At 66.9% G+C, this 22,971-nt stretch carries 20 protein-coding genes; 10 read left to right on the top strand and 10 right to left on the bottom strand.

The window, feature by feature from the left end; genetic code table 11:
- Window positions 1-3: 3 nt before the first annotated feature.
- A complete protein-coding gene (locus ACU0DV_RS12410) occupies window positions 4-384 on the bottom strand; it encodes a hypothetical protein (RefSeq protein WP_100928393.1) in 381 nt (126 codons plus the stop codon).
- Between the two features lie 117 nt (window positions 385-501).
- On the opposite strand from ACU0DV_RS12410, the gene ACU0DV_RS12405 reads away from it, so the two are divergent.
- Both ACU0DV_RS12405 and ACU0DV_RS12400 read left to right on the top strand, forming a co-directional pair.
- Window positions 502-1,368, top strand: a complete 867-nt coding sequence (locus ACU0DV_RS12405) for a 50S ribosomal protein L11 methyltransferase (RefSeq protein ID WP_446242566.1) — start codon at window positions 502-504, stop codon at window positions 1,366-1,368.
- A 111-nt stretch (window positions 1,369-1,479) separates the two neighbouring features.
- The gene (locus tag ACU0DV_RS12400) at window positions 1,480-1,827 is read left to right on the top strand and encodes a hypothetical protein (protein ID WP_446242567.1); all 348 of its coding nucleotides are present in this window, start codon (window positions 1,480-1,482) and stop codon (window positions 1,825-1,827) included.
- 84 nt (window positions 1,828-1,911) lie between these two features.
- Here the strand turns inward: ACU0DV_RS12400 and ACU0DV_RS12395 are convergent, their stop codons facing one another.
- Entirely contained in the window at window positions 1,912-2,148 is a 237-nt protein-coding gene (locus ACU0DV_RS12395; protein WP_446273550.1) for a DUF1127 domain-containing protein, read from the bottom strand.
- Between the two features lie 294 nt (window positions 2,149-2,442).
- Between ACU0DV_RS12395 and ruvC the strand changes: the two genes are divergently transcribed.
- From ruvC to ACU0DV_RS12375, 4 genes are all read left to right on the top strand, one after another.
- A complete protein-coding gene (gene ruvC, locus ACU0DV_RS12390; RefSeq protein ID WP_370269670.1) occupies window positions 2,443-2,931 on the top strand; it encodes a crossover junction endodeoxyribonuclease RuvC in 489 nt (162 codons plus the stop codon).
- Entirely contained in the window at window positions 2,928-3,593 is a 666-nt protein-coding gene (ruvA, locus tag ACU0DV_RS12385; RefSeq protein ID WP_446242568.1) for a Holliday junction branch migration protein RuvA, read from the top strand. Before ruvC ends, ruvA begins: the two co-directional genes overlap by 4 nt.
- A 42-nt stretch (window positions 3,594-3,635) precedes the next feature.
- Window positions 3,636-4,661 carry a Holliday junction branch migration DNA helicase RuvB gene (ruvB, locus tag ACU0DV_RS12380; protein ID WP_446273549.1) on the top strand — a complete coding sequence of 342 codons (1,026 nt, stop codon included), beginning with the start codon at window positions 3,636-3,638 and terminating at the stop codon, window positions 4,659-4,661.
- 110 nt (window positions 4,662-4,771) lie between these two features.
- Window positions 4,772-5,422, top strand: a complete 651-nt coding sequence (locus ACU0DV_RS12375) for a hypothetical protein (protein WP_446242570.1) — start codon at window positions 4,772-4,774, stop codon at window positions 5,420-5,422.
- A 43-nt stretch (window positions 5,423-5,465) separates the two neighbouring features.
- Here the strand turns inward: ACU0DV_RS12375 and ACU0DV_RS12370 are convergent, their stop codons facing one another.
- Window positions 5,466-8,000, bottom strand: coding sequence for a chemotaxis protein CheB (locus ACU0DV_RS12370; RefSeq protein ID WP_446242571.1), 2,535 nt, complete (start codon window positions 7,998-8,000; stop codon window positions 5,466-5,468).
- Window positions 8,001-8,081: 81 nt separating this feature from the next.
- On the opposite strand from ACU0DV_RS12370, the gene ACU0DV_RS12365 reads away from it, so the two are divergent.
- Together ACU0DV_RS12365 and ACU0DV_RS12360 are read left to right on the top strand one after the other, a co-directional pair.
- Complete coding sequence (locus ACU0DV_RS12365; protein ID WP_254698386.1) at window positions 8,082-8,447, top strand: response regulator; 366 nt, start codon at window positions 8,082-8,084, stop codon at window positions 8,445-8,447.
- Window positions 8,448-8,520: 73 nt separating this feature from the next.
- Window positions 8,521-10,794 (top strand): ATP-binding protein, encoded by a 2,274-nt coding sequence (locus ACU0DV_RS12360; protein ID WP_446242572.1) that lies wholly within the window; start codon window positions 8,521-8,523, stop codon window positions 10,792-10,794.
- A gap of 3 nt (window positions 10,795-10,797) precedes the next feature.
- On the opposite strand, the gene ACU0DV_RS12355 is transcribed toward ACU0DV_RS12360, so the two are convergent.
- On the bottom strand, window positions 10,798-12,633 hold the full coding sequence (locus ACU0DV_RS12355) for a putative bifunctional diguanylate cyclase/phosphodiesterase (RefSeq protein ID WP_446242573.1): 1,836 nt from the start codon (window positions 12,631-12,633) through the stop codon (window positions 10,798-10,800).
- Window positions 12,634-12,987: 354 nt separating this feature from the next.
- Entirely contained in the window at window positions 12,988-14,019 is a 1,032-nt protein-coding gene (trpS, locus tag ACU0DV_RS12350) for a tryptophan--tRNA ligase (RefSeq protein ID WP_100928382.1), read from the bottom strand.
- Between the two features lie 76 nt (window positions 14,020-14,095).
- Between trpS and ACU0DV_RS12345 the strand changes: the two genes are divergently transcribed.
- Window positions 14,096-14,785, top strand: a complete 690-nt coding sequence (locus ACU0DV_RS12345; protein WP_100928381.1) for a rhomboid family intramembrane serine protease — start codon at window positions 14,096-14,098, stop codon at window positions 14,783-14,785.
- On the opposite strand, the gene ACU0DV_RS12340 is transcribed toward ACU0DV_RS12345, so the two are convergent.
- The 3 genes from ACU0DV_RS12340 to ACU0DV_RS12330 form a co-directional block, all read right to left on the bottom strand.
- Window positions 14,782-16,188: a phospholipase D-like domain-containing protein gene (locus ACU0DV_RS12340; RefSeq protein ID WP_446242574.1), complete on the bottom strand. Its 1,407-nt coding sequence runs from the start codon at window positions 16,186-16,188 to the stop codon at window positions 14,782-14,784. The two genes, ACU0DV_RS12345 and ACU0DV_RS12340, sit on opposite strands and share 4 nt — an antisense overlap.
- Entirely contained in the window at window positions 16,185-17,738 is a 1,554-nt protein-coding gene (gene murJ, locus ACU0DV_RS12335) for a murein biosynthesis integral membrane protein MurJ (protein WP_446242575.1), read from the bottom strand. The genes ACU0DV_RS12340 and murJ overlap by 4 nt, the downstream gene beginning before the upstream one ends.
- A gap of 83 nt (window positions 17,739-17,821) precedes the next feature.
- Window positions 17,822-18,412 (bottom strand): LysE family translocator, encoded by a 591-nt coding sequence (locus tag ACU0DV_RS12330; protein ID WP_100928378.1) that lies wholly within the window; start codon window positions 18,410-18,412, stop codon window positions 17,822-17,824.
- Between the two features lie 160 nt (window positions 18,413-18,572).
- Between ACU0DV_RS12330 and ACU0DV_RS12325 the strand changes: the two genes are divergently transcribed.
- On the top strand, window positions 18,573-18,995 hold the full coding sequence (locus ACU0DV_RS12325) for a hypothetical protein (RefSeq protein WP_446242576.1): 423 nt from the start codon (window positions 18,573-18,575) through the stop codon (window positions 18,993-18,995).
- On the opposite strand, the gene ACU0DV_RS12320 is transcribed toward ACU0DV_RS12325, so the two are convergent.
- Together ACU0DV_RS12320 and ACU0DV_RS12315 are read right to left on the bottom strand one after the other, a co-directional pair.
- Window positions 18,986-21,778 carry a [protein-PII] uridylyltransferase gene (locus ACU0DV_RS12320; RefSeq protein ID WP_446242808.1) on the bottom strand — a complete coding sequence of 931 codons (2,793 nt, stop codon included), beginning with the start codon at window positions 21,776-21,778 and terminating at the stop codon, window positions 18,986-18,988. The genes ACU0DV_RS12325 and ACU0DV_RS12320 overlap by 10 nt on opposite strands.
- On the bottom strand, window positions 21,744-22,937 hold the full coding sequence (locus tag ACU0DV_RS12315) for a penicillin-binding protein activator (RefSeq protein ID WP_100928376.1): 1,194 nt from the start codon (window positions 22,935-22,937) through the stop codon (window positions 21,744-21,746). Before ACU0DV_RS12315 ends, ACU0DV_RS12320 begins: the two co-directional genes overlap by 35 nt.
- Window positions 22,938-22,971 lie beyond the last annotated feature (34 nt).

Below are 22,971 nucleotides of genomic sequence, written 5' to 3'. Positions count from 1 at the left end.
CCGTCAGCGGCAGAGCGGCGAGACGTCGAAACCGACGATCTGTTCGTTCAGCAGCTCGAACTTCAGGACCGACATGCAGCCGTCGGCGGTCGTGGCCGTGCCTTCGAGGACGGTCGGCTTGCCGGTGCCGGTGGATACGCTGGAGAACGAGACCTTCTCGTAGGCTTTCGCGCCCGCGAACATCTCGGCCATCTTGTCGGTGCTGAGCTGATCCTGCAGGCCGGGGTGGAGGAGGGCACGCGCCTCGGCGTGGCCGCCGGTGGTGCTGAGCGTGACGAACTGCCGGGCAATGTCGCGCGACCCGGAGGTGAAGAAGAACATGGCACCGGCGAACAGCGCGACAACAAGAACGAGGCCGCCAAGGACCTTGAGAACGGTTTTCATAAGAATGGACTCCGAAAGAATACGCCGTGAGCGTGGCGCAGTTTCGCGAGTCTGGCAATGCTGGCGTGTGCCCTCCGGCTGGTGTAAGGCGCGGAAGCACCCGATGGAGACCCGATGATGCCGACCTGGACCGCCTTCACCAAGATCGACGACAAGACCCGCGCCGAGGCGTTGGGCGAGGCGATGGAAGAGCTCGAACCGGAACCGACAGGCGTCGGCGTTTTCGAGATCGAGGACGGATCGGGCCTGTGGGAAATCGGCGGCTACTTCATCGAAGCGCCGAACGAGGTGGAGCTTGCGCTTCTGTCCGCGGCCTTCCACGCGCAGGGCTTTGTCGTGTCCGAAGTGCCGGACACCGACTGGGTCGACAAGGTGCGCCGCGAACTGACGCCGGTGGTTGCGGGGCGGTTCTTCGTCTACGGCAGCCACGATGCGGACAAGATCCCGGAAGGGTCGGAGCCGCTGCTGATCGAAGCGGCGATGGCCTTCGGCACCGGGCACCACGGCACCACGCAGGGCTGCCTTGAGGCGCTGGACCGGCTGGCGGGCGAGGGCTTTGTCGGCCGCAGCGTCGCGGACATCGGTTGCGGCACGGCGGTTCTGGCCATGGGTGCCGCGCGCATCTGGCCGGAGACCGTGGTGGCCTCCGACATCGACGAGGTTGCGGTCGAGGTGGCCGAGGCCAACGTGCGCGCCAACGCGCTTGAGGGCAAGGTCATCTGCGTTGAGGCGGCGGGCTTCGAGAACGACGTCCTGCACGAACGCGCGCCCTATGACCTCGTGTTCGCGAACATCCTCAAGCAGCCGCTGATCGACCTTGCCCCGTCGATGAAGGCGCATCTGGCCGACGGCGGCTATGCGATCCTGTCGGGCATCCTGACGCGTCAGGCCGACGAGGTCGCCGAGGCCTACGCGGCAGAGGGAATCGCCGAGGTGAACCGCACCACGATCGGTGACTGGGTCACGCTGCTCCTGCAAAAATGAGGAGGGTTCATGCCGTTTTTGGGTAAAACCTGCGGCAAGTGCCCAATTCTCGCCACATTCCTTGGCTAAAAATGTGTCCAATCGGTGGGGGCCGGTATTTCAGAGGCTGCCATGGAAGAAGCGCTCTCCAGCTATAAACGTCGCGAACAGGCTCTTCGTCGCAAGCACGAGCGCCTGGCGCGGGGCTATGTGACGAAGCTCGACAAGAAGACAGGGAATTACGTGCAGGTGCCCGCCGGCAAGACCGGCGGCATGGGACTGCGTGTCATTCTGGCGGCGGCGGCAGGCTTCATCGCCTTCAAGACGCTGGTCCTGACGTACCTCGGCAGCGGGGATTACCAGGTCCACGTCGATACCCTGGCCAGCGGCTCCATCTTCGAACGGGTTGGCGCGTGGCTCATGCAGATCGACCCGCTGACCGCGAAACTGGCCGAGCTCGGATCACTGCTTGTTTCGTAAAGACTGACTATCTCTCGTTGCGCTCACGTAAAAAGGGCCGCGTCTTTGCCAGACGCGGCCCTTTTTCTGTAGCGCCCCATGCGCTTAGTAGCGACGGGCTACGGCGTCGATGTCGCCGCGGTGCAGGCCGATGTCGTCGAGTTCGCGGTCGGTCAGCGATGCAAGTGCCTTGCGGGTCTGACGGGTGTCATTCCATGCGGCGAACGCGCCGACGGCAGTGGTGAACATGGTGCCAATGCGGGCGGCGGAGCCCGTGGCGGCGTGGTGGCGGGTGGTGTCGTATGCGGCCATCTCGATCTCCTGGATGATGGGGGGGTGCATGTTTACAAAGCGCACGTAAAATGTGCGAAGCGCACAAGCAAGGGGCGGAAATTGCATGGGACATCTGCATTTTCTGCATGGCAGCATTCGCGGTTAACTGCCTATAAAAACTGGCAAAATTCCGCCTGAAATCGTGTCGCTTTCCACTCCGCAACCGGCGCAAACCGACACCGCCTGCCGCGCGATGTCGCCTGTGGATAAAGGGGTGTCGCTTTTGGGCTCCGCCGCTTTAACCTTGGCGTTTGTTCGCGTTTCGTGCTAACTGTGGCCGCATAACAAGAAAAGTGGGCGAGGATGCGGGTATTGGGCATTGATCCGGGGTTGCGACACCTCGGATGGGGGGTCATCGAGGTCGACGGCAGCCGCTTGCGGCACGTGGCCAACGGCATTTGCGATTCGGAAGGCACCGATCTGGCGCTGCGGCTGTTGTCGCTGCACGGCCAGCTGACGCGGGTCTTCGAGACGCACGCACCGGACGAGGCCGCCATCGAGAAGACATTCGTCAACAAGGACGCGGTGGGCACGCTGAAGCTGGGCCAGGCGCGGGGTGTCGCGCTGCTGGTGCCGGCGCAGTTCGGGCTGAGCATCGGGGAGTACGCGCCGAACCAGGTCAAGAAGACGGTGGTCGGCGTGGGTCATGCGGACAAGAACCAGATCCTGCACATGGTGAAGATGCAGTTGCCCGGTTGCCAGCCGGTCGGCCCGGACGCGGCGGACGCGCTGGCCATCGCGATCTGCCATGCGCATCACTCCGGCGTGCAGCGGATGAAGGTGCGGGCATGATCGGGCGGATTGCCGGACAGATCGTCTATCGCGGCGACGACCACGTGCTGATCGACGTGCGCGGCGTGGGCTATGTCGTCTATTGCACCGACCGGGTGCTGGCGTCGCTTGGCCGTGCCGGGGAGTTCGCGGCGCTTTATACTGACCTGCTGGTGCGCGAGGACCTGCTGCAGCTGTTCGGCTTTCCGACGCTGGTGGAGAAGGAATGGTTCCGCCTGCTGATGTCGGTGCAGGGCGTGGGGGCCAAGGCGTCGCTTGCGATCCTCGGCGCGCTTGGCGCGGATGGCGTGTCGCGGGCGCTGGCGCTTGGCGACTGGAACGCGATCAAGGCGGCGAAGGGCATCGGTCCCAAGACCGCGCAGCGCGTGGTGAACGAGCTGAAGGACAAGGCGCCGATGGTCATGGCCATGGGCGTGAGCGCGACCTCGGTGCCGCTGTCGGATACGCCCGACGAGGTGATCGAGACCGTCCCGCGCGCCCCTGCAGCGGCCCCGGCACCCGTGGCCTCGGCCCAGGCGGAGGCGCTTTCCGCGCTCGGCAACCTCGGGTATGGACCGGGCGAGGCGGCAGGCGCCGTGGCGCAGGCCGCGGGCGAGGACGGATCGCTGGACACGGCAGGCCTGATCCGCGCGGCGCTGAAGCTGTTGGCGCCCAAGGGGTGAGGCGGGTCGCGCACCCGACCGACCGACCGGTAAGGAAGAGGCATGGAACCTGATCCGACGATGCGGCCCGAGCCCTTGCCCGAGGACCGCGACCGCGCGCTCCGGCCGCAGATGCTGGTGGATTTCGTCGGCCAGGCGGAGGCGCGGGCGAACCTGCGGGTGTTCATCGAAAGCGCCCGGTCGCGCGGCGAGGCGATGGATCACACGCTGTTCCACGGCCCGCCGGGGCTGGGCAAGACGACGCTGGCGCAGATCATGGCGCGCGAGCTGGGGGTGGGGTTCCGCATGACCTCTGGCCCTGTGCTGGCCAAGGCGGGCGATCTGGCGGCGATCCTGACCAACCTCGAAGCGCGGGACGTGCTGTTCATCGACGAGATCCACCGCATGAGCGCGGCGGTGGAGGAGGTCCTCTATCCGGCGATGGAGGACTACGAACTGGACCTCGTGATCGGCGAGGGGCCGGCGGCGCGCACCGTGCGGATCGAGTTGCAGCCATTCACGCTGGTGGGCGCCACGACGCGGCTGGGGCTTCTGACGACGCCGCTGCGCGACCGTTTCGGCATCCCGACACGGTTGAACTTCTACACGGTGGACGAGCTGGAGACGATCGTCGGGGGCAACGCGCGCAAGCTGGGGGTGCGGGTCGAAGGCTCCGGCGCGCGGGAGATCGCGCGGCGCGCAAGGGGCACGCCCCGGATCGCCGGGCGGCTGCTGCGCCGGGTCGTGGACTTTGCCGTGGTCGAGGGTGGCGGGGTGGTCACGCAGGAGCTTGCGGATTCTTCGCTCACACGGCTGGGCGTGGATGCGCTGGGTCTGGACGGTGCGGACCGGCGCTACCTGCAGCTGATCGCGCAGAGCTATGGCGGCGGGCCGGTGGGGATCGAGACGCTTTCTGCCGCGTTGTCGGAGAGCCGCGACGCGCTGGAGGAAGTGGTGGAGCCCTACCTGCTGCAACAGGGCCTGATCCCGCGGACGCCGCGCGGGCGGATGCTGACGCAGTCGGCGTGGAAGCACATCGGCATGGCCCCGCCGCGCCCGGACACACCCCCCGACCTGTTCGGGAAGTGAGACAAAACGCCGGGATTGCCCGCAAGGGGAGTGGCGTGTAACCCCGCCCCACATCCTGTTGCGCCGGCCCCGGTGGCCGCACGCGCGCCCCGAGACATGGCGGAGGGCCCATGACCCAGACCGACACCATCACCCCCGAGGACATCGCGGCCCTGTTCACCCGGTCGGACGGCAGCTTCTTCTGCGCCCGCTGGGGGCGGCCCATCGCGCCCATCGTGTTCGGCGTGGAGGACGCGACGCTGAGTGTGGTGAAGGGGGCGTTCGAGGCCGTCTGTGCGCTGGCCGGTCACGGCATGGCCGAGACGGATACGGAACTGGGCAGCAACTTCATGGTGTTCTTCTTCCGCGACTGGCCGGAACTGCTGGACGTGCCCAACCTCGACCGGCTGATCGACGGGCTCGGCGCGCTGGTCGCGCGGCTGGACGCGGCGGAGGCCAACCAGTACCGGGTCTTCCGCTTTGACGAGAGCGGCGCGATCCGGGCCTGTTTCGTGTTCCTGCGGATGGACGATGCGCTCTCGAAAGTCCCGGCAGAGGAACTGGCCTTGGGACAGGTGGCGCAGAGCATACTGTGCTGGTCCGACACGGCCTTTTCGGAACGCTCGCCGCTGGCGTGGGCGGGGGCGACCACGGTGCTGCGGCCCGACATTGCCGGTGTGATCCGCGCTGCCTACGATCCCGTGCTGCCCGCCGTGTCGCAGGATCCGAGCCACGCGCTGCGGCTGTTCGCACGCATGGCCGCCCAGTCGCCGGACGCCTGAGGCGCGCCGGCGGGGCCTGCACGTCACGCGGCGTATGCCGCCGTTAGCGGACCAGAACCACGGCGCCGGTGTCCGAGTCGGGGTTCTCCTTCGTGGGGTGCACCTCGACCGTGATCGCTTGGCCGCGATGCTCGCCGCTGACCGTCTGGGACGTGCCGGACTCCAGCACCTCGTCGATCACCGTTTCGAGGGCGGTGAATTCCAGCCGCGGACCGACTACGTGGAAGGTGCGGCCGATGTCGTGGGTTTCCAGCTTGAACCGTTCGGAGACCAGTTCGCTGAACCGCTGGATGCGCCCCTGCTTGTCGAGGAAGATGACCCCGGTGCCCAGAAGTTCGAGCACCTGTTCGGTGTTGGCGTTGAGCTGCGACAGGAGTTCGATCTTGCGCTCGTGCTCGGCACTGACGGAGACGAGTTCCTCGTTCACCGCGTGCAGTTCCTCGTTGGAGGACTGGAGTTCCTCGTTCGCGGCCTGAAGCTCTTCGTTGGAGGCCTGCAGTTCCTCGTTCGAGGCCTGAAGTTCCTCGCCGCTGGCCTCGAGCCGTTCGGTCACGTGCTGGAGGGTCTGTTCGGTCAGGCGGAGGTCGCGTTCGAGTTCGTGGATGCGGGTGGTGACGACGCTTACGTCCTCGTCGCTGATCGGCTGGATCGCGGCAGCGGAGTCCTGCGGAGCCTCTTCCTTGGCGAGTTCCAGCCCGACCAGCATGACCTTGACGCGCGACACCTGGTCCAGCGCCTCGATGCGGACGTTGCAGGTCTGGACCTCGCCATCGGTCAGCGTGACCTTGGTCTTGCGGCTGTAGGACTCGAGCTGGCCCTGGCGCAGTTTCTCGAGGGCGACGTTGATGGTGAAGTGCAGGTCGTGGTGCACGATGTTCTCGACCGTCCAGTCGGTGAGGTTGTTCATCGTGTCGATGAACAGCCGCGCCATGCCGAACCAGCCCAGCACCGACCCGTCCCCGGTCACGAGGATCGACGGCGGCGCATAGCGCTTGAGCAGGGCGTCGTACCCCTTGATCAGCGTCTCGCGGCTGCGGATGTCGGCGATGTCCGAGGCGACGGAACGGTCACGCGGACGCTTTGGCGCGGCGACGGCGGTTTCGTGCAGCGGGCGGGCGCGGAACTTGCCGGTCATCACGCTGTGGTCGAGCACACGGCCTTCGGAGGCCTTCTGGAAGATGCGCCAGCGCGAGTCGATGGTGTCGAATTCCTGGCTGAACCGGCCAAGGCTTTCGGAGGGGCCGAGGAACATGTAACCGTTCCGCCGCAGCCCGAAGAGGAACATCGACAGGACGCGCGCCTGCGGGCGGTCCTGAAGGTAGATGAACAGGTTGCGGCAGGAGATCAGGTTCAGGTTCATGAAGGGCGGATCGCTCAGCACGTCATGGGCGGAGAAGATGATCTTCTGGCGCAGGATCGGATCGACCACATACTTGTTGTTGCGCTTTTCGAAGTAGCGGCCGACGATCTCGGGCGGCAGGTTCGCGACGGCCTGCGCGTCATAGGCCCCGGCAGAGGCCCGTTCGAGCGAGCCGCGGTGCATGTCGGTCGCGATGATGCGGAACTTGCGGGCGGCCCCTGCCTCCGCCAGCGCCTCGGACATCTCGATGGCGAGCGTATAGGCCTCTTCGCCGGAGGCGCAGCCCGGCACCCAGATACGCAGGGGCGAGGTTTCGTCGTCATTGCGGGCGAGCTTGTTCAGCACCTGCTTGCGCAGGACGGTGAAGGCCTCCGGGTCGCGGTAGAACTCCGTCACGCCGATCAGCAGGTCGCGGTAAAGCTCGTCCAGGGCCGACCGGTCGTCGGCCAGCAGCTTGAAATAGTCGGCCGGATCCTCGATGCCGCGCAGGTGTTGCCGCCGTTCCACCCGCCGCCGGACGTTGGCCGACTTGTAGGAGGAAAAGTCGACGCGGAACCCGTCTTCGAGCAATTGCAGGATGCCGTTCATCGTGCCGGAAAAATCCTTGTCTTCGCCGCTATCGGGTGCCCGTCCGGCAAAGATATCGCGGATCGCATCGGGCATGTCGGCGGCGCGCAGCACGCGGTCGACGGCGCCCGCGGCGATCACGCCCATCGGCATCGAGTTGAAGCCGGCCTCGTTCGGAGACTGGGCGATTATGGCGCCTCCGGCCTCGTGCAGCACTTTCGCCCCGCGCGAGCCGTCGCTGCCCGATCCGGAAAGGATCACCCCGACCACGGGCTGTTTCTTGCGCTTGGCGACTGACCTGAGCAAAGTGTCGATCGGCAGGCGGGGCAGCTTGTCCTGGCTTGAAAACGATTGGACCCGGAAGACGTCGTCCTCCAGTTCGACGCTGATACCGGGACTGTTCAGGTAGATCGTGTCGGGTCGCAGCCTCATGCCGTCTTCGATGTGTTCGATCTTCATGCGCGACTTCCGTGACAGAAGTTCGTGCATCATCGACTTGTAGTCCGGCGAGAGGTGCTGGATCACCACGAAGGCCCAGCCGGAAAGATCCGAAGCGGCTTCGAAGAAGTCTTCGAGCGGTTCGAGCCCGCCGGCAGATGCGCCCACAACGACGAGAGGGACACTCTCAGAGCTGCCTTTCGCGTCGGCCATACCAGATCCTTCCCGGTTTAAATGTGCCTGAACTCTTGGTAACACAGAAGAAGGCGTTTTCAATCGAACGTGGAGCCGAGCTTGGTCCGTATTCTGCTTGCCGACGACGATCCGGAGTACCGCATCGCCTTTGCAGAGGCGATGGAGGCGGTCGGACACTCAGTGGCGGCCTTCGAAACCGTGGCCGAGACGCTGGAGGCGTTGCAGGCAGATCCCTTCGACATCGTGTTCCTCGATGTCATCATGGACGGGGGCGGGGCGATCACCGCGGTCCACAGTGTCCGCGCACTCAAGCCGGACATTCCGGTGGTGGTCATCACCGGGCGGCCCGAACTGATCGACTCTCCGCTGTTCACGCAGGGGCTGCGGTCTGCCGATGCGAAGATCAGGAAAACGTCCACGCTGTCGGAGCTGGCCGAGGTTGTCCGGGTCCTGACCAAAGGCTGAGGCGGGCTTCGGGCCTGCGTCTCGCCGTCTTGCGGAACGCCAAGCTTGGCCGGAACACGGCCGGAGGACAGGAATGCGCGCAGCGGCAGCCCACATGGACCAGAGCGGCGAACGGCGGCGTGCCCGGGTGCGCCGCGCCGCGCATGTGCTGAACGCCGCCGCCTTCGCGGTCGGCTTTCTCAACCTCGTGACGCGGCTGACGGGCGGCGGACTTGCGTTCGATCTGGGGCCGGCGATGGTGCCCGCCACCTCGGTCTGCGTGATGCTGCTGTCGGCGGGCTTTGCGCTTCGGCACCTTGCGCCGCGCCTGGCGCCGCTGGCACTTGGGCTGAAGGGCCTCGCTGTCCTGATCGCCTTCTGGGGGCTGACGCTGGGCCGGGTCGGGGCAGAGCCCACGGCATGGATGTCGACCGCGACCGGCTTGGGCGTCGTCCTTGCCGCGCTGGTCGCCGCGATGCCGGAGCGGCACGACGCCAAGGGCTACGTGGCAAGCGCCGGGCTTCTGCTGGCGCTTGTCTCGCTTGTCAGTTTCGCCTTCGACCTTGGCGGCATGCAGGGCACCCCGGTCCTGACAGGCCTGTCACTGCCGACCGCGTTCAGCCTGACACTGATCTTCCTTGCCCAGATCCTTTCGCGCCCGTCGCGCGGCTGGATGGCGGTGCTGACCGGCGAGGGATCGGGCAGCCACATCGCCCGGCGGTTTCTGCTTCCGGTCGTCATCGGGCCGGTTGTGCTGGCGTGGCTGGCGCTGAAGGCCACCGAGCTCGGCTTCATCACACCCAGCGTCCGGCTGAGCGCGCTTGGCATGTTGCTGGGCGCGCTCGGGGGGTACGTGATCCTGCGGGTGGCGGCGTTCCAGAACGAGCGGGCGCAGGCCGCACGGCAGCGGCTGGAGGAACTGGGGACGATCCTTGGGGCGGTGCCGCTTGGCGTCTTCCTGATGGACGCGGACATGAAGGTGATCCTGACCAACCACAGTGCACGGGCGATGATCGGCGACGGCGAAACGGCGGACCGCTGGCTGCGCGAGGCGGAGTTTCACGAACTGGAAACCCGTCGGCGGCTCTTGGGGGAAGAGCATCCCTTTGCACGCCTGACGGGCGCAGAGGCCTTCCGGTCGGTCTTTGTCGGGCATCTCGGCCCCGACGGCAGCGAGCAGGCCCTGCAGTTCGTCCTGACCCCGCTGGAGCCGGTTCCGGGCACTGTCGGGCGTCACGTGCTGACCGTCTGGAACGAGACCGAAAGCTGGGTCGTGCGCACCAACATGGCGCGGACCGAACGCTTCGAGGCGATGAGCCAGCTTGCCTCGGGCGTGGTACACGAGGTCTCCAACATCTTCGGGGTCATCCGGCTGTCCACCGACACGTGGTCGCTGCGCAAGACCGATCCGTCGATGGACGGGGTGATCGGCACCTTGCAGAAGGTCGTCTCCCGCGGGGTCTTGCTGATCGACCAACTCATGGCGCTGACGCGGGATTCGCGCCCGGACCTGCGGACGGAACTCGTCCGCCTGATCGAGGAGACGGTTTCGGTCGTCCGACCCTCCCTGCCGACGGACATGATCCTGGAGGCGGACCTGCCGGAGGGGCCGGTGTCGGTGCCCGGCGGGCCTGCGGACTACGAGACGGCGCTGGTCCACCTGATCCTGAACGCCCGCGACGCCTGCATCGCTTCCGGCCCCGGCGGGCGGATCACTGTGCGGCTGACCGGGGGGGCAGAGGGCGCCCCCGTCGTGCTGGAGGTGCGCGACACCGGGCCGGGCATGTCGGCGGAGCTGCTGGCGCGGTTCAGTGAACGGCAGGCCGTGAAGCGCCCCGGGGTGGGCGACACGCCGATCGGACTGTTCGCCGTCCGCGCCTTTGCCGACCGGACGGGCGGACGTCTGGAGCTGTCCAACGTGCCCGGTGCGGGCCTCTCGGTGCGGATGGTGCTGGAGCCGGAGGCCGCCGCCGCCGGACAGACGCCCGTCGAGCAGCCCGTCCTGTCCGGCGTGCGCGTGCTGCTGATGGACAAGCGTGTCGACACAAGGGCCCTGTCGGCAGAGGCGCTGGCGGCCATGGGAGCCGACGTCACGACCGCCGCGACCGCCGCCGCGGCGCGCGACAGCCTGAAGGGCGACGCCCGGATCGATCTGCTCATCACGGACGTGCAACTGGACGACGGCAGCAGCGGCGATGACCTTGCCAAGCTGGCCCGCGGGCGCAATCCGGACCTCAGGGTGATCTACTGCTCGGGCTATGCGGAAATGGTCGACCCCGCGCTGCGCCATGTTCCCGGCCTCGGCCTGCGCAAGCCGGTGTCGATCATGCTGCTGAAGCGGACGGCTGCGCTGGCGCTTGGCCGGTAGGGCCTACCAGTCGTCCCGGCTGTTGAGCATGTCGAAGTCGATGGTCCTGAGGCTGTCGGCCAGGCCGGAGGCGGGCAGCGCCGCCGCGAAGAGGTGGCCCTGACCCTTGGCGCAGTTCATGCTTTGCAGCGCCCGCAGTTGTTCCGGCGTCTCGATCCCCTCGGCGATGACCGTCAGGTCCGAGCTTTCGGACAGGTGGAGGATCGACTCGACAATGGCGCGGTCGATTTCGCTGTCCAGCATCCGCCCGATGAAGTGGCGGTCGATCTTGAGGATGTCCACCGGCCATCCGCTGAGATGGCGCAGCCCGCCGTACCCGGTGCCGAAGTCGTCCAGCGCCACGCGCGCGCCCCGGCGGCGCAGTTCCTCCAGCGTGCGGAAAACCTGCCCTTCGGCGGCGCCGAGCATGATCTTCTCGGTCACCTCGATGATGATCTGCGACCACGACAGCCCGTGTATCTCGGACAGGTGGGATTGCAGTTCGAAGGCGAATTCCCGGTTCATCAGGTCGAAACTGGTGACGTTTATGGCAAGCGTCAGGTCCTTGGCCCGGCTGGGGCCGAGATCGGCGAGCGCCTTCAGCGCGGAGCCGGTCAGCTTCTGGGTCAGCCGCTCCGCGTTTTCCGGATCGTTCAGAATCGGGATGAAATCGTCGGGCATCAGGACGCCGCGGTCCGGGTCTTCCCAGCGGGCCAGCACCTCGAAGCCCGTGCAGTCGCCGGTGACAAGGTTGTGGACCGGCTGGAAATACGGGCGGATCTGGTTGGCAGAGAGCGCGGCATTGAAGCGGCGCGTGATCTCGCGCGGGTTCGGGCGCCGGTCCATGCCGGGGGCAAAGACGGTGGACAGGCCGCGCCCGCCGCTCTTGGAGACGTGGAGCGCGCCTTCGGCCAGTTCGAAGAGGGTGTCGTAGTCCACGGCGTCGTTGGGGTAGGTCGCGGCGCCTGCACTGGTCCGCCCGAGGTTCGGACGCCCCAGCGTGGCGGTGCTGCGCAGGATGCTGTCGCGGCAGCGGGACAGCACGTCGCCGAGGTAGCTGTTGTAACGTTCGGGCAGTTCGACCAGCGCCCCGAACTGGTCGCCGGCAAGGCGCCCGACGATGGCAGTGTCGGGCAGGGCCGCCGAAAGGGCACCCGCCACCAGTCCGAGGTAGCTGTTGCCGAACTGGTATCCGAAGAGATCGTTGACGTTCTTGAGGTTCTCCACCTCGAACAGGATCAGCGCGCAGGCATCCGCGCTGTCCTGCAACCGTTTTCGGACCTCGCGTTCGAAGGCGCCGAGGGTCTGCGCGCCGGTCAGCGGGTCGGTGCGGGTCTGAAGCTCGAGCCGGGCAGAGCGGCGTTGCGCGGCAATCAGCTCGATCTCCAGCTCGAAGCTGGTGGTCACCGCCTTCAGCATCGTCGACACCATGACAGAGATCGCGTCGAGCCGTGCCTTGTGCGGGGCCGTCGCGGCGTCCGCTTCCTGCATGCGCACCGCGAGGCAGCCGCAGACGCTGTAGTCCCCGTCCAGGAGGATCCGGCAGATGATCTGGTCCGACCCGTGGCGCCCGTCCACGGGATACGGCATCGTCCTGACGGTCGGGATGCTGGTGCCGGTGGCGCGCTGGATCAGGTAGTCGTCGAGAAAGCGGGTCGCGGCCTCTTCCAGCTGGGACGACTGCACCTGGCGCAGCACGTGGACATCGCCGTGCTTCGAGCTTGCGCGCGGGATCAGCACGACCTCCGCCGCCCCGAGCGAATCACGGATCAGCGTCTCTGCACCTTCGACGATGCGCCTGACTTCCTCTTGAAAGGCGGCGCCGGATTCAACTGCGTTACTTTCCCAGAGGTCGCTCAACTTGCCATCTTTCCATCGGTCAAACCTGTTACGGGCCCGCCTGGGTGACCGTACAGTGGCCTGCCCTACTTTGGTAGTCGCCGGGCCGTCCACGCCACGACCTCCTGTCTGGATCCTTAACACCGTGAAACCGCATCAGCCTGGCGTTGAAAGACCCGGCCCGCGCGCTTCCAGAAAACTGATCTATGTTAATAATGTCCTAACGCGGTAAACGCCGCACGCAGTGTGCGCCGATTCGTTGCTTTTCGACACCAAAAACATTCGGTCCTGACAGGCGGCACGAGCCGTAAACAGACGGGCTGTGGATACCCTCCGACAACCGGGGCGGCAATGCGCCCCGGCAAGATCGTTACGTCATCGTACCATGCCGACGATTTCGAAGGTGCGGTCGATGATCGGCGTCGCGATCTCTCGCGCACGCTCGGCCCCGCGGGCGAGGATGGCGTCGATTTCCGACGGGTTCTCCATCAGGCGGGCCATCTCGCCGGAGATCGGCGACAGTTTCGCCACGGCAAGCTCGGAGAGCATCGGCTTGAACTCCGAGAACTGACGCCCGCCGACATCGCGCAGCACCTCGTCCACCGTCATGTCCGCCAGGGCGGCGTAGATGTTTACGAGGTTGCGCGCCTCGGCCCGACCTTCGAGCCCCTCCGCCTCGGAGGGCAGGGCTTCCGGGTCGGTCTTCGCCTTGCGGATCTTCGAGGCGATGGCGTCCGCGTCGTCGGTCATGTTGATGCGCGCCATGTCCGAGGGATCGGACTTCGACATCTTTTTCGTGCCGTCGCGCAGGGACATGACGCGGGTTGCCGCACCCTCGATCACCGGCTCGGGGATCGGGAAGAAGTCGACGCCGAAGTCGTGGTTGAACTTGATCGCGATGTCGCGGGTCAGCTCGACGTGCTGCTTCTGGTCCTCGCCTACCGGGACGTGCGTCGCGTGGTACAGGAGGATGTCGGCGGCCATCAGCGCGGGATAGGCGAACAGGCCCAGCGAGGCGTTCTGCTGGTTCTTGCCGGCCTTGTCCTTCCACTGGGTCATCCGCTGCATCCAGCCCATGCGGGCGACGCAGTTGAAGATCCAAGCCAGCTCTGCATGGCCGGAGACCTGGCTCTGGTTGAAGAGCACGGACTTCTCCGGATCGACACCCGACGCCATGAAGCCGGCGCAGAGTTCGCGGGTGGCGCGCTTCAGGCTGGCAGGGTCTTGCCAGACGGTGATCGCGTGCATGTCCACCATGCAGTAGATCGACTGCACGCCGGTGTTCTGGCTCTGCGCGAAACGCTTGAGCGCGCCAAGATAATTGCCGAGCGTCAGGCCGCCGGAAGGCTGGATGCCGGAAAAGACGCGGGGCGCGAAAGCGGGAGAGGTTTGGACCCCCTCGGTCATGGCGGTGTCTCCGTCTGGAAATTGCTGCGCGGCTGGCTTACCCATGCCCGGACACCCCGTCAAGGAAAGGCCCCGCATGACCCATCCGCACAACGAAGCGCCGGTGAATCCGCTGCCCCCGGTCGTGGCCGCGATGTTCCTTGTCCTGCTGGGGATCGAGGCGTTCTTTTCGCTGGCCGACATGGGCATGATCGGCGGCCGCGACGCCGTGGGCCTGCGGTTCGGCTACATCGAGCGGTTCGGATTCTCGGGGCAGGTCTTCGACTGGATGCTGGACAACGCGCGCTACCCGCCCGAGCACCTGATCCGGTTCGTGTCCTACCCGTTCCTGCACGGCAGTTTCTACGAGGCTCTGTTCGGCATGGTCTTCCTGCTGGCCATGGGCAAGATCGTCACGGAGTCGATGGGGGCGCTGGCCTTTGTCGCCATCTTCTTCGTCAGCGCCGTGGCGGGCGCGCTGTGCTTTGGCCTGTTCAGCAACGATCCGTGGCTGGTGGGCGCCTACCCTTCGGACTTCGGCCTGATCGGAGGGTTCACCTACCTCTTGTGGCTGCGGCTGGGACAGGAGGGAGGCCCGCAGATGCGGGCTTTCGGGCTGATCGGCATGCTCATGGGGATCCGGCTGGTGTTCGGCCTGCTCTTCGGGACGGACGACACATGGATCGCCGACCTCGGCGGTTTCTTCGCCGGGTTCCTGCTGGCGGTCGTGATGGTGCCGGGCGGCTGGCGCCGCTTCCTGCACCGCGTGCGCGGGGGGCGGGGCTAGAACGCCTCGTCCGGCAGGCGCATGGGCCGGGTGCTGCGTGGCGCCGGGGCCTGCGGTTTGAAGGGTTCCAGCGGCGCGGGCGCCGTGGCCCATGTTTCGGCCCGGGTCGGATCCTTGTTGTCTGCCTCCGGTCCCAGCCATTTCCGCGCCCGCTGCGCCACGAGGTCCTGCGCAAGGCATGTGTCCCGGATCAGCACGGAGGCTTCGGTGTCCAGCCGCATGGAACGCAGCGTCAGGCTGTGCGACCCGAGCACGATGGTGGTGCCGTCCACGACGATCACCCGCCCGGCCGTCCCGTCCGGTCCGCGCTGCGCCACCGTGTCCCGGCCCTGCGGCGCGTGTTTCAGGAAGGTGGCCCGCCGCCCGAAGGCCCGGGCGAGCAGGGCGAGCGTGTGGTCGCGCGCGTCCTCTGCCAGCGCCACCGTGTCGGGCAGGGCGCCGCCGAAGGGCAGGATGTCCGCGTCTGGATGCAGCACGACAGTCAGTTGCAGCTCCGGCGTGGCGCGTGCGGCGCTGGCCAGCGCGTCGGCAAGCGCGGGATGACGGAAGGCGGGCGTCTCGATAAAGACGTGCTGCCGGGCCGCCCCGAAGGTGCGGAGGAGATGCGTCTCCGCATCGCGGGCCTTCGTCGTACCGGTGAAGGCGAGCGGGCCTGAGGACGGGTCGGAGAGCGTGCGGAGCAGGCGCAGTTCGGGCCGGCTCTGACGTCGGGAGACCGTCGCGAAAGGGCGCGGCTCCGACGCGAGGGTGGGCGCGCCGGTGGCGATCGCGGCGCTCCAGCAGTCGGCGAAATGCGACCGGAGGGCCCCGGCGAAATCTGCGTCCTCTATCAGGGCGGCGACGTCGTACCAGTCCTGACCCTTGTGCCGCATGTCGATGGAGTAGCCGCCGATCAGGGCCCTTTCGCCGTCCGCCACGGCAAAGGACTGGGCGATCCGCTGCGGTCTTGGCGTCGGCCCCTTGGCGAGTGCCGCGCGCTGCGGCAGGGTCAGCCGCCGCGCGTCGTCAGTGGCCAGCTGCCGGAGCGCGGCACGGATCGGTCTGCGAAAGCGCAGCGCCCATAGCCTGCCCATCGTCTGCCCATGCGGGGCGCAAAGGATCTGCGCATTGCCCTGGTGCACGTTGGCAAAGGCCGAGGCCGCCAGCCACACCCGCCGGTGACGGTCCGCGTCGAACAGCGGATCGTCGTCCCCGAACGCCATCAGCAGGCGGACGCCGCGGCGCGTGACCCAGGCGATCAGGTCGCTCCAGGTGTTCAGGCCACGCTCGGTCAGTGCCTCGGTCAGCAGGGGCGTGCCCGGCGACAGGGTCCGCACGGCGAGGATCAGCTCTTCTGTCGCGGAGGCGGCGAGCGTTTCGAGCGCAGCGAGGGTTTCGGACCGGGTGTGGAGGAGGCGGGTCATGCGGGCTTGCGGCGGCGCACGATGGAGCGGAACTCCGACAGCCGGAAGGCGCCCAGAAGCTGCCCCGCGACGCCATAGACCGCGACGCCCACGGCGATGAGCAGGAGCAGGGCCAACACGCGCAGACCGGCGGTCGCGAGCCAAGGGGCCAGCAGCAGTTCGGCCCCGAAGAGCGCGGCGCCCATGAGGGCCGACGCGGCGACGATGCGGCCCGCGCGCTTGTAGAAGCGGGTGTCGAAGCGTGCCACGTCGCCCATGCCCCGGGTTCCGCGTGCCAGTTGCCAGACCATCGTCCATCCGGCGAGCGAGGTGGCGATGGCGGGCGCGAGCCAGCCGATCAGCGGCGCAAGCCCGATGGCGGCCACGGCGTTGACGACCATCGACCAGACGGCAAAGCGGAAGGGCGACCGGGTGTCTTCGCGCGCGAAATAGACGGGTTGAAGCACCTTCTGGAGGACGAAGGCGGGCAGGCCCACCCCGTAGATCGCGACGGCTATGGCCATGGCGCGGCTGTCCTCCGGCCCGGTGCGACCGTGTTCGAACAGCACCGAGACCAGCGGCAGCGGCATGACCACAAGTGCCACGGCGCAGGGCACGGTCAGGGCCAGCGACAGTTCGCCCGCGCGGGAGAAGGCCATGCGCCCGCCGACGTGATCCTCTGCCTTCAGGCGGCGCGAGAGGTCGGGCAGGAGCACGATGCCGATGGCGATGCCGACGACCCCCAGCGGCAGCTGGTAGAGACGGTCGGCGTTGTAGAGCCACGACACCGCCTTTTCGAAGTGCGAGGCCACCTGCTGGCCGACCAGCAGGTTCACCTGCATGACGCCTCCGGCGAGGGCCGCGGGAATGGCGATGCGGGTCAGGCGCTTCATGTCGTCGGTCAGGCGCGGGCGGCCGGGGCGGATCTTCAGCCCGGCGCGCTCTGCCGCGACCCAGACGAGTGTCAGCTGCGCCAGGCCTGCCACCGGGATCGTCCAGATCAGCCACTCGATATGGGCGCCGCCAAAGAGCCCCTGTCCGAAGGTCAGGCCGGACACGATCAGGATGTTCAGCAGGACGGGCGCGGCGGCGGCGGCGGCAAAGCGGCCCACGGCGTTCAGCGCGCCGGACAGGAGCGCCGCCAGCGAGATCGTCAGGATGTAGGGGAAGGTGATGCGCCCGAAGGCGGTTGTCAGGTCGAAGCGTTCGTCGCCCGCAAATCCGCCCGCCGTGGCCCAGACCAGGAGCGGCATGAAGATCATCGCCAGCGCGGTCAGGATCAGCAGCACGAAGGCAAGCCCGGAAAAGGCGTCGCGGGCAAAGCCTTGCGGGTCCTCCCCGGCTTCGAACTTCTTGGAGAACATCGGCACGAAGGCGGCGTTGAACGCGCCCTCGGCAAAGAACCGGCGGAACAGGTTCGGCAGCCGGAAAGCGGCGACGAAGGCGTCCATCAGCGGGCCGGGGCCGATGACGGTGGCGATCAGGATATCGCGGACAAGGCCCAGCACGCGGCTGGCGAGGGTCCAGAATCCGACAGTGAGGATACCGGAGATGAGGCGGATGGGTTTCATGGCTGCTCGCAGCAAGAGGTCTGGTTGCAGTTACCGCGAAAGATGTGCAGGGTGAACCCCGCCTTCGTGCAGGTTTCGTGCAGTCAGAGCAGCGTGGTCGCGGCGACGGAGATCAGCAGCGCCGCCGCAAACCCGTAGTTGATGGCCCGGGCGGTGCGCGGATTGCCCGCCAGGCGGGTCAGCAGGGTGCCGATGACCATCCATGCCGCGTTTACGGTCAGGATCACCGCGAAGGCCACGAGGGTCTTGGTCAGCGCATCGGGCAGCGGCTCCGGACGCAGGGTAAAGCCCGAGAAGAGCGCGGCCATGGCGGCGTAGGCCTTGGGGTTCATCATCGACAGAAGCGCGCCCTCGTGCCAGCGCGGCGGGCGGCGACCGCTGTCTGCCGGGCCGATGGGCGGTGCGTTCGCGATCCGCCAGGCGAGCCACAGGAAGTAGAGCGCGGCGAGCCCGGTGATGACCGGCGCGGCGCCGGGGACAGCCAGCAAAAGCCCCGCCGTGCCCGTACCGACCAGCGCGATGACCCCGAGCATGCCGAAGCTGAGCCCCAGCAGGTAGCCTATCGCATCGCGGCGGCCGAAAGCGGCACCGACCGCTGCCATCGACAGCGTGTTCGGCCCGGGGCTGCCCGCAAGGGCGAATCCCGCAAGCAGGAATTGCGGAAGGTCGCTCATGCGTTTGAGCTACCGCGCCATATATTCAGTTGCAACAATGCAAAAAGGTGCTAAGACAGTTTACCAGTCAACTTTCCTGACGCTCAGCGGGGGCAGCTTGGGAATTGGATACCGCATACACAAGAGTCTCGGGGCGGTCGTAGTCACGCTGAGAGGCGACGTGGATCCGCTGGAGCATCTCGACTCCATCGCGGCGTATGCCCAGGACCCCGATTTCGAGCCGAGCCAGAGCATCCTCTTCGACCTCGACGGATGCCGCTTTCCGAACCACGGCTACGCCGAGATGCGCGCCGTCGCCATGAAGTCGCGCCGGACCTTCCTGGCGCAGTCGGCAAACGTCCGACACGCCTGTTTCGTGACCGATGACGTGACCTACGGCATGTGCCGGATGTTGCAGATGCTGCTCGACGATGCGCCGTGGGAGACGGAGAACTTTCACAGCCGGGCCGAGGCGCTGGATTTCATGCAGCTCGACCACGGGCATCCCGACTACGCCGCCTTTGCAGACCGCTGGCTGGGTTATCGGCGGCCGGCATGGGCCGCGAGGGCGCAGCAGGCCGGGGCGCGCGCGCTTCAGCCGTAGGCGCGTTCCGCCCCTTCTGCCATCGCCAGCCGCAGCTTCTTCTCGATCATGTCGCGTTTCGTCTTGGAGTGCAGCTTCAGCCCGAACATGTCCTTCACGTAGAAGGTATCGACCACCTGTTCACCATAGGTGGCGATGACGGCGGAGGCGATGTAGATGTTCTGGCTCGCCAGCACACGCGCCAGATCGTAGAGCAGCGAAGGCCGGTCGCGGGTATCCACCTCGATGATCGTGAAGATCTCGGACCCTTCGTTGTCGAAGGTGATGTGGGTCGGCACCTTGAAGGCCTTTTCGCGCTTCTTGTACTTGTCGCGGGATTTCACCGCCTCGCGGGCCACGACCTCTCCGGTCAGGGTCTTGCGGATGGTTTCGCGCAGGCGGGGGATGCGCACTTCCTCGTAGGGGGCGCCGTCCGCATCCTGTATCCAGAAGACCGCCGTGGCATAGCCGTCGCGGGTCGTGAAGGTCCGCGCGTCCACCACGTTGGCGCCCGACAGCGCAAGCGCGCCGGTCAGGCGGGAGAAGATGCCGGGATGATCCTGAAGCGCAAAGCAGACGCGGGTGGCGTCGCGGTCGTCGTCGGGATGGATGTCCATCCGCACCTCGTCGTCCGTGAGCCCGCGCAGCAGGTTGGCAAAGATGACATGCGCGGTGACATGCAGGCCCTGCCAGTAGGGTCCATAATGCCGCGAGGTTTCATGCGCCAGATCGGCCTCCGACCAGTCAGACAGCTTCTCGCGCAGTTCCTGCTTGGCCACGGTGCCGCGCTTTTCGCGGTTCAGCTCTTCCATGCCGCCTTCGAGCGCGCGGCGGGTCTGGCGGTAGAGGGCGCGCAGCAGCGCGGCCTTCCAGTTGTTCCACGTGCCGGGACCCACGCCGCGGATGTCGCAGACCGTCAGCACCGTCAGCAGGTTCAGCCGCTCGACCGTCTTCACCGCCTTGGCGAAGTCGCGCACGGTGCGCGGGTCGGCGATGTCGCGTTTCTGCGCCATGTCGGACATCAGCAGGTGGTAGCGGACCAGCCATTCCACCGTCTCGCATTCTTCCTTGTTGAGCCCGAGGCGCGGCGCCACCGTGCGGGAGATGCGGGCGCCGATGATCGAGTGATCCTCGTCCCGGCCCTTGCCGATGTCATGCAGCAGCAGCGCAACATAAAGCACCCGGCGGTTCACGCCTTCGTCGAGGATCGAGGAGGAGACGACCAGCTCTTCCTTCAGGTGCCCGTGCTCGATCTCCGACAGGTGCCAGATGCACTGGATGGTGTGTTCGTCCACCGTGTAGTGGTGGTACATGTTGAACTGCATCATCGCCACGATGGGCGCGAATTCGGGGATGAAGGCGGCAAGCACGCCAAGCTCGTTCATCCGGCGCAGCGCACGTTCCGGGTTCCCGTGGTTCAGCAGAAGGTTGAGGAACAGCTCCTGCGCCTGCGGGTTTTTCCGCATGGCGTCGTTGATGAGGTGCAGGTTGGCCTTGATCAACCGCATGGCGTCCGGATGGATCAGCAGCCCGGTGCGCAACGCTTCCTCGTAGATGCGGAGCAGGTTCAGCGGGTCGGCGAGGAAGGCCTTGTCGTCGGCAATCGCCAGCCGCCCGTTCACCACGCTGTAGCCATCGCCCGTCTCGGGGGCGCGCTTGAAGAACCGTTCCAGCAGCGGCGGCCCCTTGGAATGGTCCGCCTCCAGCGAGGTCAGAAGGATGCGGGTCAGGTCGCCCACCGCGGTAGCGTGGCGGAAATAGTCCTGCATGAACCATTCCACGGCGCGCCGCCCGCCGCGGTCGTTGTAGCCCATGCGGGCCGAGACTTCGACCTGCATGTCGAAGGTCAGTTGCTCCACCGCGCGGCCCGCCAGCAGGTGCAGGTGAATGCGCACCGCCCAGAGAAAGCGTTCGGCCTGAACGAAGGTCTCGTATTCCTCGGGCAGGAACACCCCGCTGCGGACGAGCTGTCCGACATCGTCGGTGTGATGCACGTATTTCGTGATCCAGAACAGCGACTGGAGATCGCGCAGGCCGCCCTTGCCCTCCTTGACGTTGGGCTCGACCATGTAGCGCTGGCCCTGCTTGCCGTGGCGGGCGTCGCGCTCCTCCAGCTTGGCCTTGACGAATTCTCGCTCCGTCCCTTCGAAGAGGTCGGACCAGAGCTTTTCTTCAAGGTTGTTGGCCAGCTTCTCGTCGCCGATCAGGTAGCGGCTTTCGAGCATGGCGGTCCGGATGGTGAAATCCTCGCCGCCGAGGCGGACGCAATCCCGGACGGTGCGGGAGGAATGGCCGACCTTCAGCTTCAGGTCCCACAGGATGTAGAGCATCGATTCGATGACGCTCTCGGCCCAGGGCGTGATCTTGTAGGGGGTCAGGAACAGCAGGTCGACGTCGGAATAGGGCGCCATCTCGCCCCGGCCGTAACCGCCGACCGCGAGAACGGCGATGCGTTCGGACCGGGTCGGGCTGGGGTTGGGGTGGATGACCTGCGTCGCGACCTCGAAGGCCAGGGTGACCAGCCCGTCGGTGATCCAGGTATAGGCCCGTGTCGTGCGGCGGGAGCCGAAGGGTTCGCGTTCGAAGGCGGCCTGCACCGTGTCGCGCCCGTGCTTCGCCGCCGCTGAGAGGACCGAAACGGTGGCCTTGCGGACACCGTTCTCCGCGCCGGTGGGCAGGGCTGCGAACAGCTCTGCCCTCACGGCCGGAAGGTCGAAGATATCTGCTGCCGACGCGATCAGGTCGGTCGGCAGCGTACCCGGGTCTGCGTCAGAAACCTGCGCCGGAGAGGTTGCGGGGGGCAGGGTCAAGGATCACCATCTGGTTGTTCTGTACCGTCGCGACGGCCAGCGCGCGCTCGTTCGTGCCGTCTTTGAGCAGCCGGAATACACCGCCGGTGCCGGTAAAGCCAGAAGATGTGAGGGATTTTCCGGTCAATGCGTCGCTTCTGCCTTGCTTGGCGAGAAGCGCGATGGCGGAAATACCGTCATAAGCCAGCCCGGCGAGCGGATGTGCCGCGGAGCCGAAGGTGGAGGCGTAGCGCTGGTTGAACGCTTCCTGCCGCTGGGTGTCGGGGATGGCGAACCATGCGCCCTGCGCGCCCGGCAATGCGAAGAGATCCGGCCGCACGTCCCAGCGGGTCAGGCCGACGTACTGGATCTGGCCCGGGGTCACGCCGTTCTCCGGCAGCTGGTTCAGCAGCATCGGCATGGCGGCGTTTGTCGCATCGGTGGTGATGAAGACCGTGTCGGCAGCCCCGGACTTCACCGTTGCGCCCGCGCGCTGCGCCGCGGCCGAGACACCGGCGACGGAGAGCGAGTAGGGCTCTGCTGAGACGACGCGGATGCCGTTTGCGGTGGCGGCCTGCTCGATGGCGGCCTTGCCGAACTGGCCGGGCACGTCGTCGGAGTAGACGATGACGATGCTCTTCTTGCCGCGCTTGCGGGCATGGGCCATCAGGCGGTCCGCCGTGTTGGCGAAGGTCGGCCCGAGGATGAAGACGTTGCCCCCGGCAATGGCGGTGGTGTTCGAGAAGCTCAGGACGTTCACGCCCTCGTCGGCCACCGCGGCACCGGCGGCATTGGCCGCTTCGGAGAACAGCGGGCCGAGAATGATCTTCGCGCCGTCGTCCACGGCCTTCTGCGCCTGCGCGGCGGCCTGCGCCGACTGCCCGCCGGTGTCATAGACACGCAGGTCGATCTGCACGCCGGACTGCTCCCGGATGGCGAGGCGGGCGGCGTTCTCCAGCGATACGGCCACCGGACCGGCGCCGGAGTCGGATTTCGGCACCAGGAGCGCCACGGGGATCGGGGCGCTGGCGTCGATGCTGGGACCGCCGGTGCTGGCGCCGGATCCGCCAAGACCGCCGACCATCGTCGGGTCGCAGGCAGACAGAAGGGCAGCCGCGGTCAGTGCGGCAAGCGGGCGCAACGCCTTGCGAAGGCGGGGCAAAACGGTGAACATGGAGACTCCCTCGTCGTGTCGTGGTGCGGGGTGA

This window comes from Sagittula sp. (assembly GCF_052825245.1).
Note: the sequence above shows the minus strand (reverse complement) of the source record. Positions and strands in the feature narration are given on the sequence as shown.

Bases quoted from the DNA above. Each gene is read 5' to 3' on its own strand.
- ruvC (WP_370269670.1), top strand. From the start codon at position 2,443: ATGCGGGTATTGGGCATTGATCCGGGGTTGCGACACCTCGGATGGGGG.
- ACU0DV_RS12340 (WP_446242574.1), bottom strand. From the start codon at position 16,188: ATGACCCGCCTCCTCCACACCCGGTCCGAAACCCTCGCTGCGCTCGAA.
- ACU0DV_RS12345 (WP_100928381.1), top strand. From the start codon at position 14,096: ATGACCCATCCGCACAACGAAGCGCCGGTGAATCCGCTGCCCCCGGTC.
- trpS (WP_100928382.1), bottom strand. From the start codon at position 14,019: ATGACCGAGGGGGTCCAAACCTCTCCCGCTTTCGCGCCCCGCGTCTTT.
- ACU0DV_RS12400 (WP_446242567.1), top strand. From the start codon at position 1,480: ATGGAAGAAGCGCTCTCCAGCTATAAACGTCGCGAACAGGCTCTTCGT.
- ACU0DV_RS12370 (WP_446242571.1), bottom strand. From the start codon at position 8,000: ATGGCCGACGCGAAAGGCAGCTCTGAGAGTGTCCCTCTCGTCGTTGTG.
- ACU0DV_RS12410 (WP_100928393.1), bottom strand. From the start codon at position 384: ATGAAAACCGTTCTCAAGGTCCTTGGCGGCCTCGTTCTTGTTGTCGCG.
- ACU0DV_RS12375 (WP_446242570.1), top strand. From the start codon at position 4,772: ATGACCCAGACCGACACCATCACCCCCGAGGACATCGCGGCCCTGTTC.
- ACU0DV_RS12395 (WP_446273550.1), bottom strand. From the start codon at position 2,148: ATGCACCCCCCCATCATCCAGGAGATCGAGATGGCCGCATACGACACC.
- ACU0DV_RS12405 (WP_446242566.1), top strand. From the start codon at position 502: ATGCCGACCTGGACCGCCTTCACCAAGATCGACGACAAGACCCGCGCC.
- ruvB (WP_446273549.1), top strand. From the start codon at position 3,636: ATGGAACCTGATCCGACGATGCGGCCCGAGCCCTTGCCCGAGGACCGC.
- ruvA (WP_446242568.1), top strand. From the start codon at position 2,928: ATGATCGGGCGGATTGCCGGACAGATCGTCTATCGCGGCGACGACCAC.
- ACU0DV_RS12360 (WP_446242572.1), top strand. From the start codon at position 8,521: ATGCGCGCAGCGGCAGCCCACATGGACCAGAGCGGCGAACGGCGGCGT.
- ACU0DV_RS12315 (WP_100928376.1), bottom strand. From the start codon at position 22,937: ATGTTCACCGTTTTGCCCCGCCTTCGCAAGGCGTTGCGCCCGCTTGCC.
- ACU0DV_RS12330 (WP_100928378.1), bottom strand. From the start codon at position 18,412: ATGAGCGACCTTCCGCAATTCCTGCTTGCGGGATTCGCCCTTGCGGGC.
- murJ (WP_446242575.1), bottom strand. From the start codon at position 17,738: ATGAAACCCATCCGCCTCATCTCCGGTATCCTCACTGTCGGATTCTGG.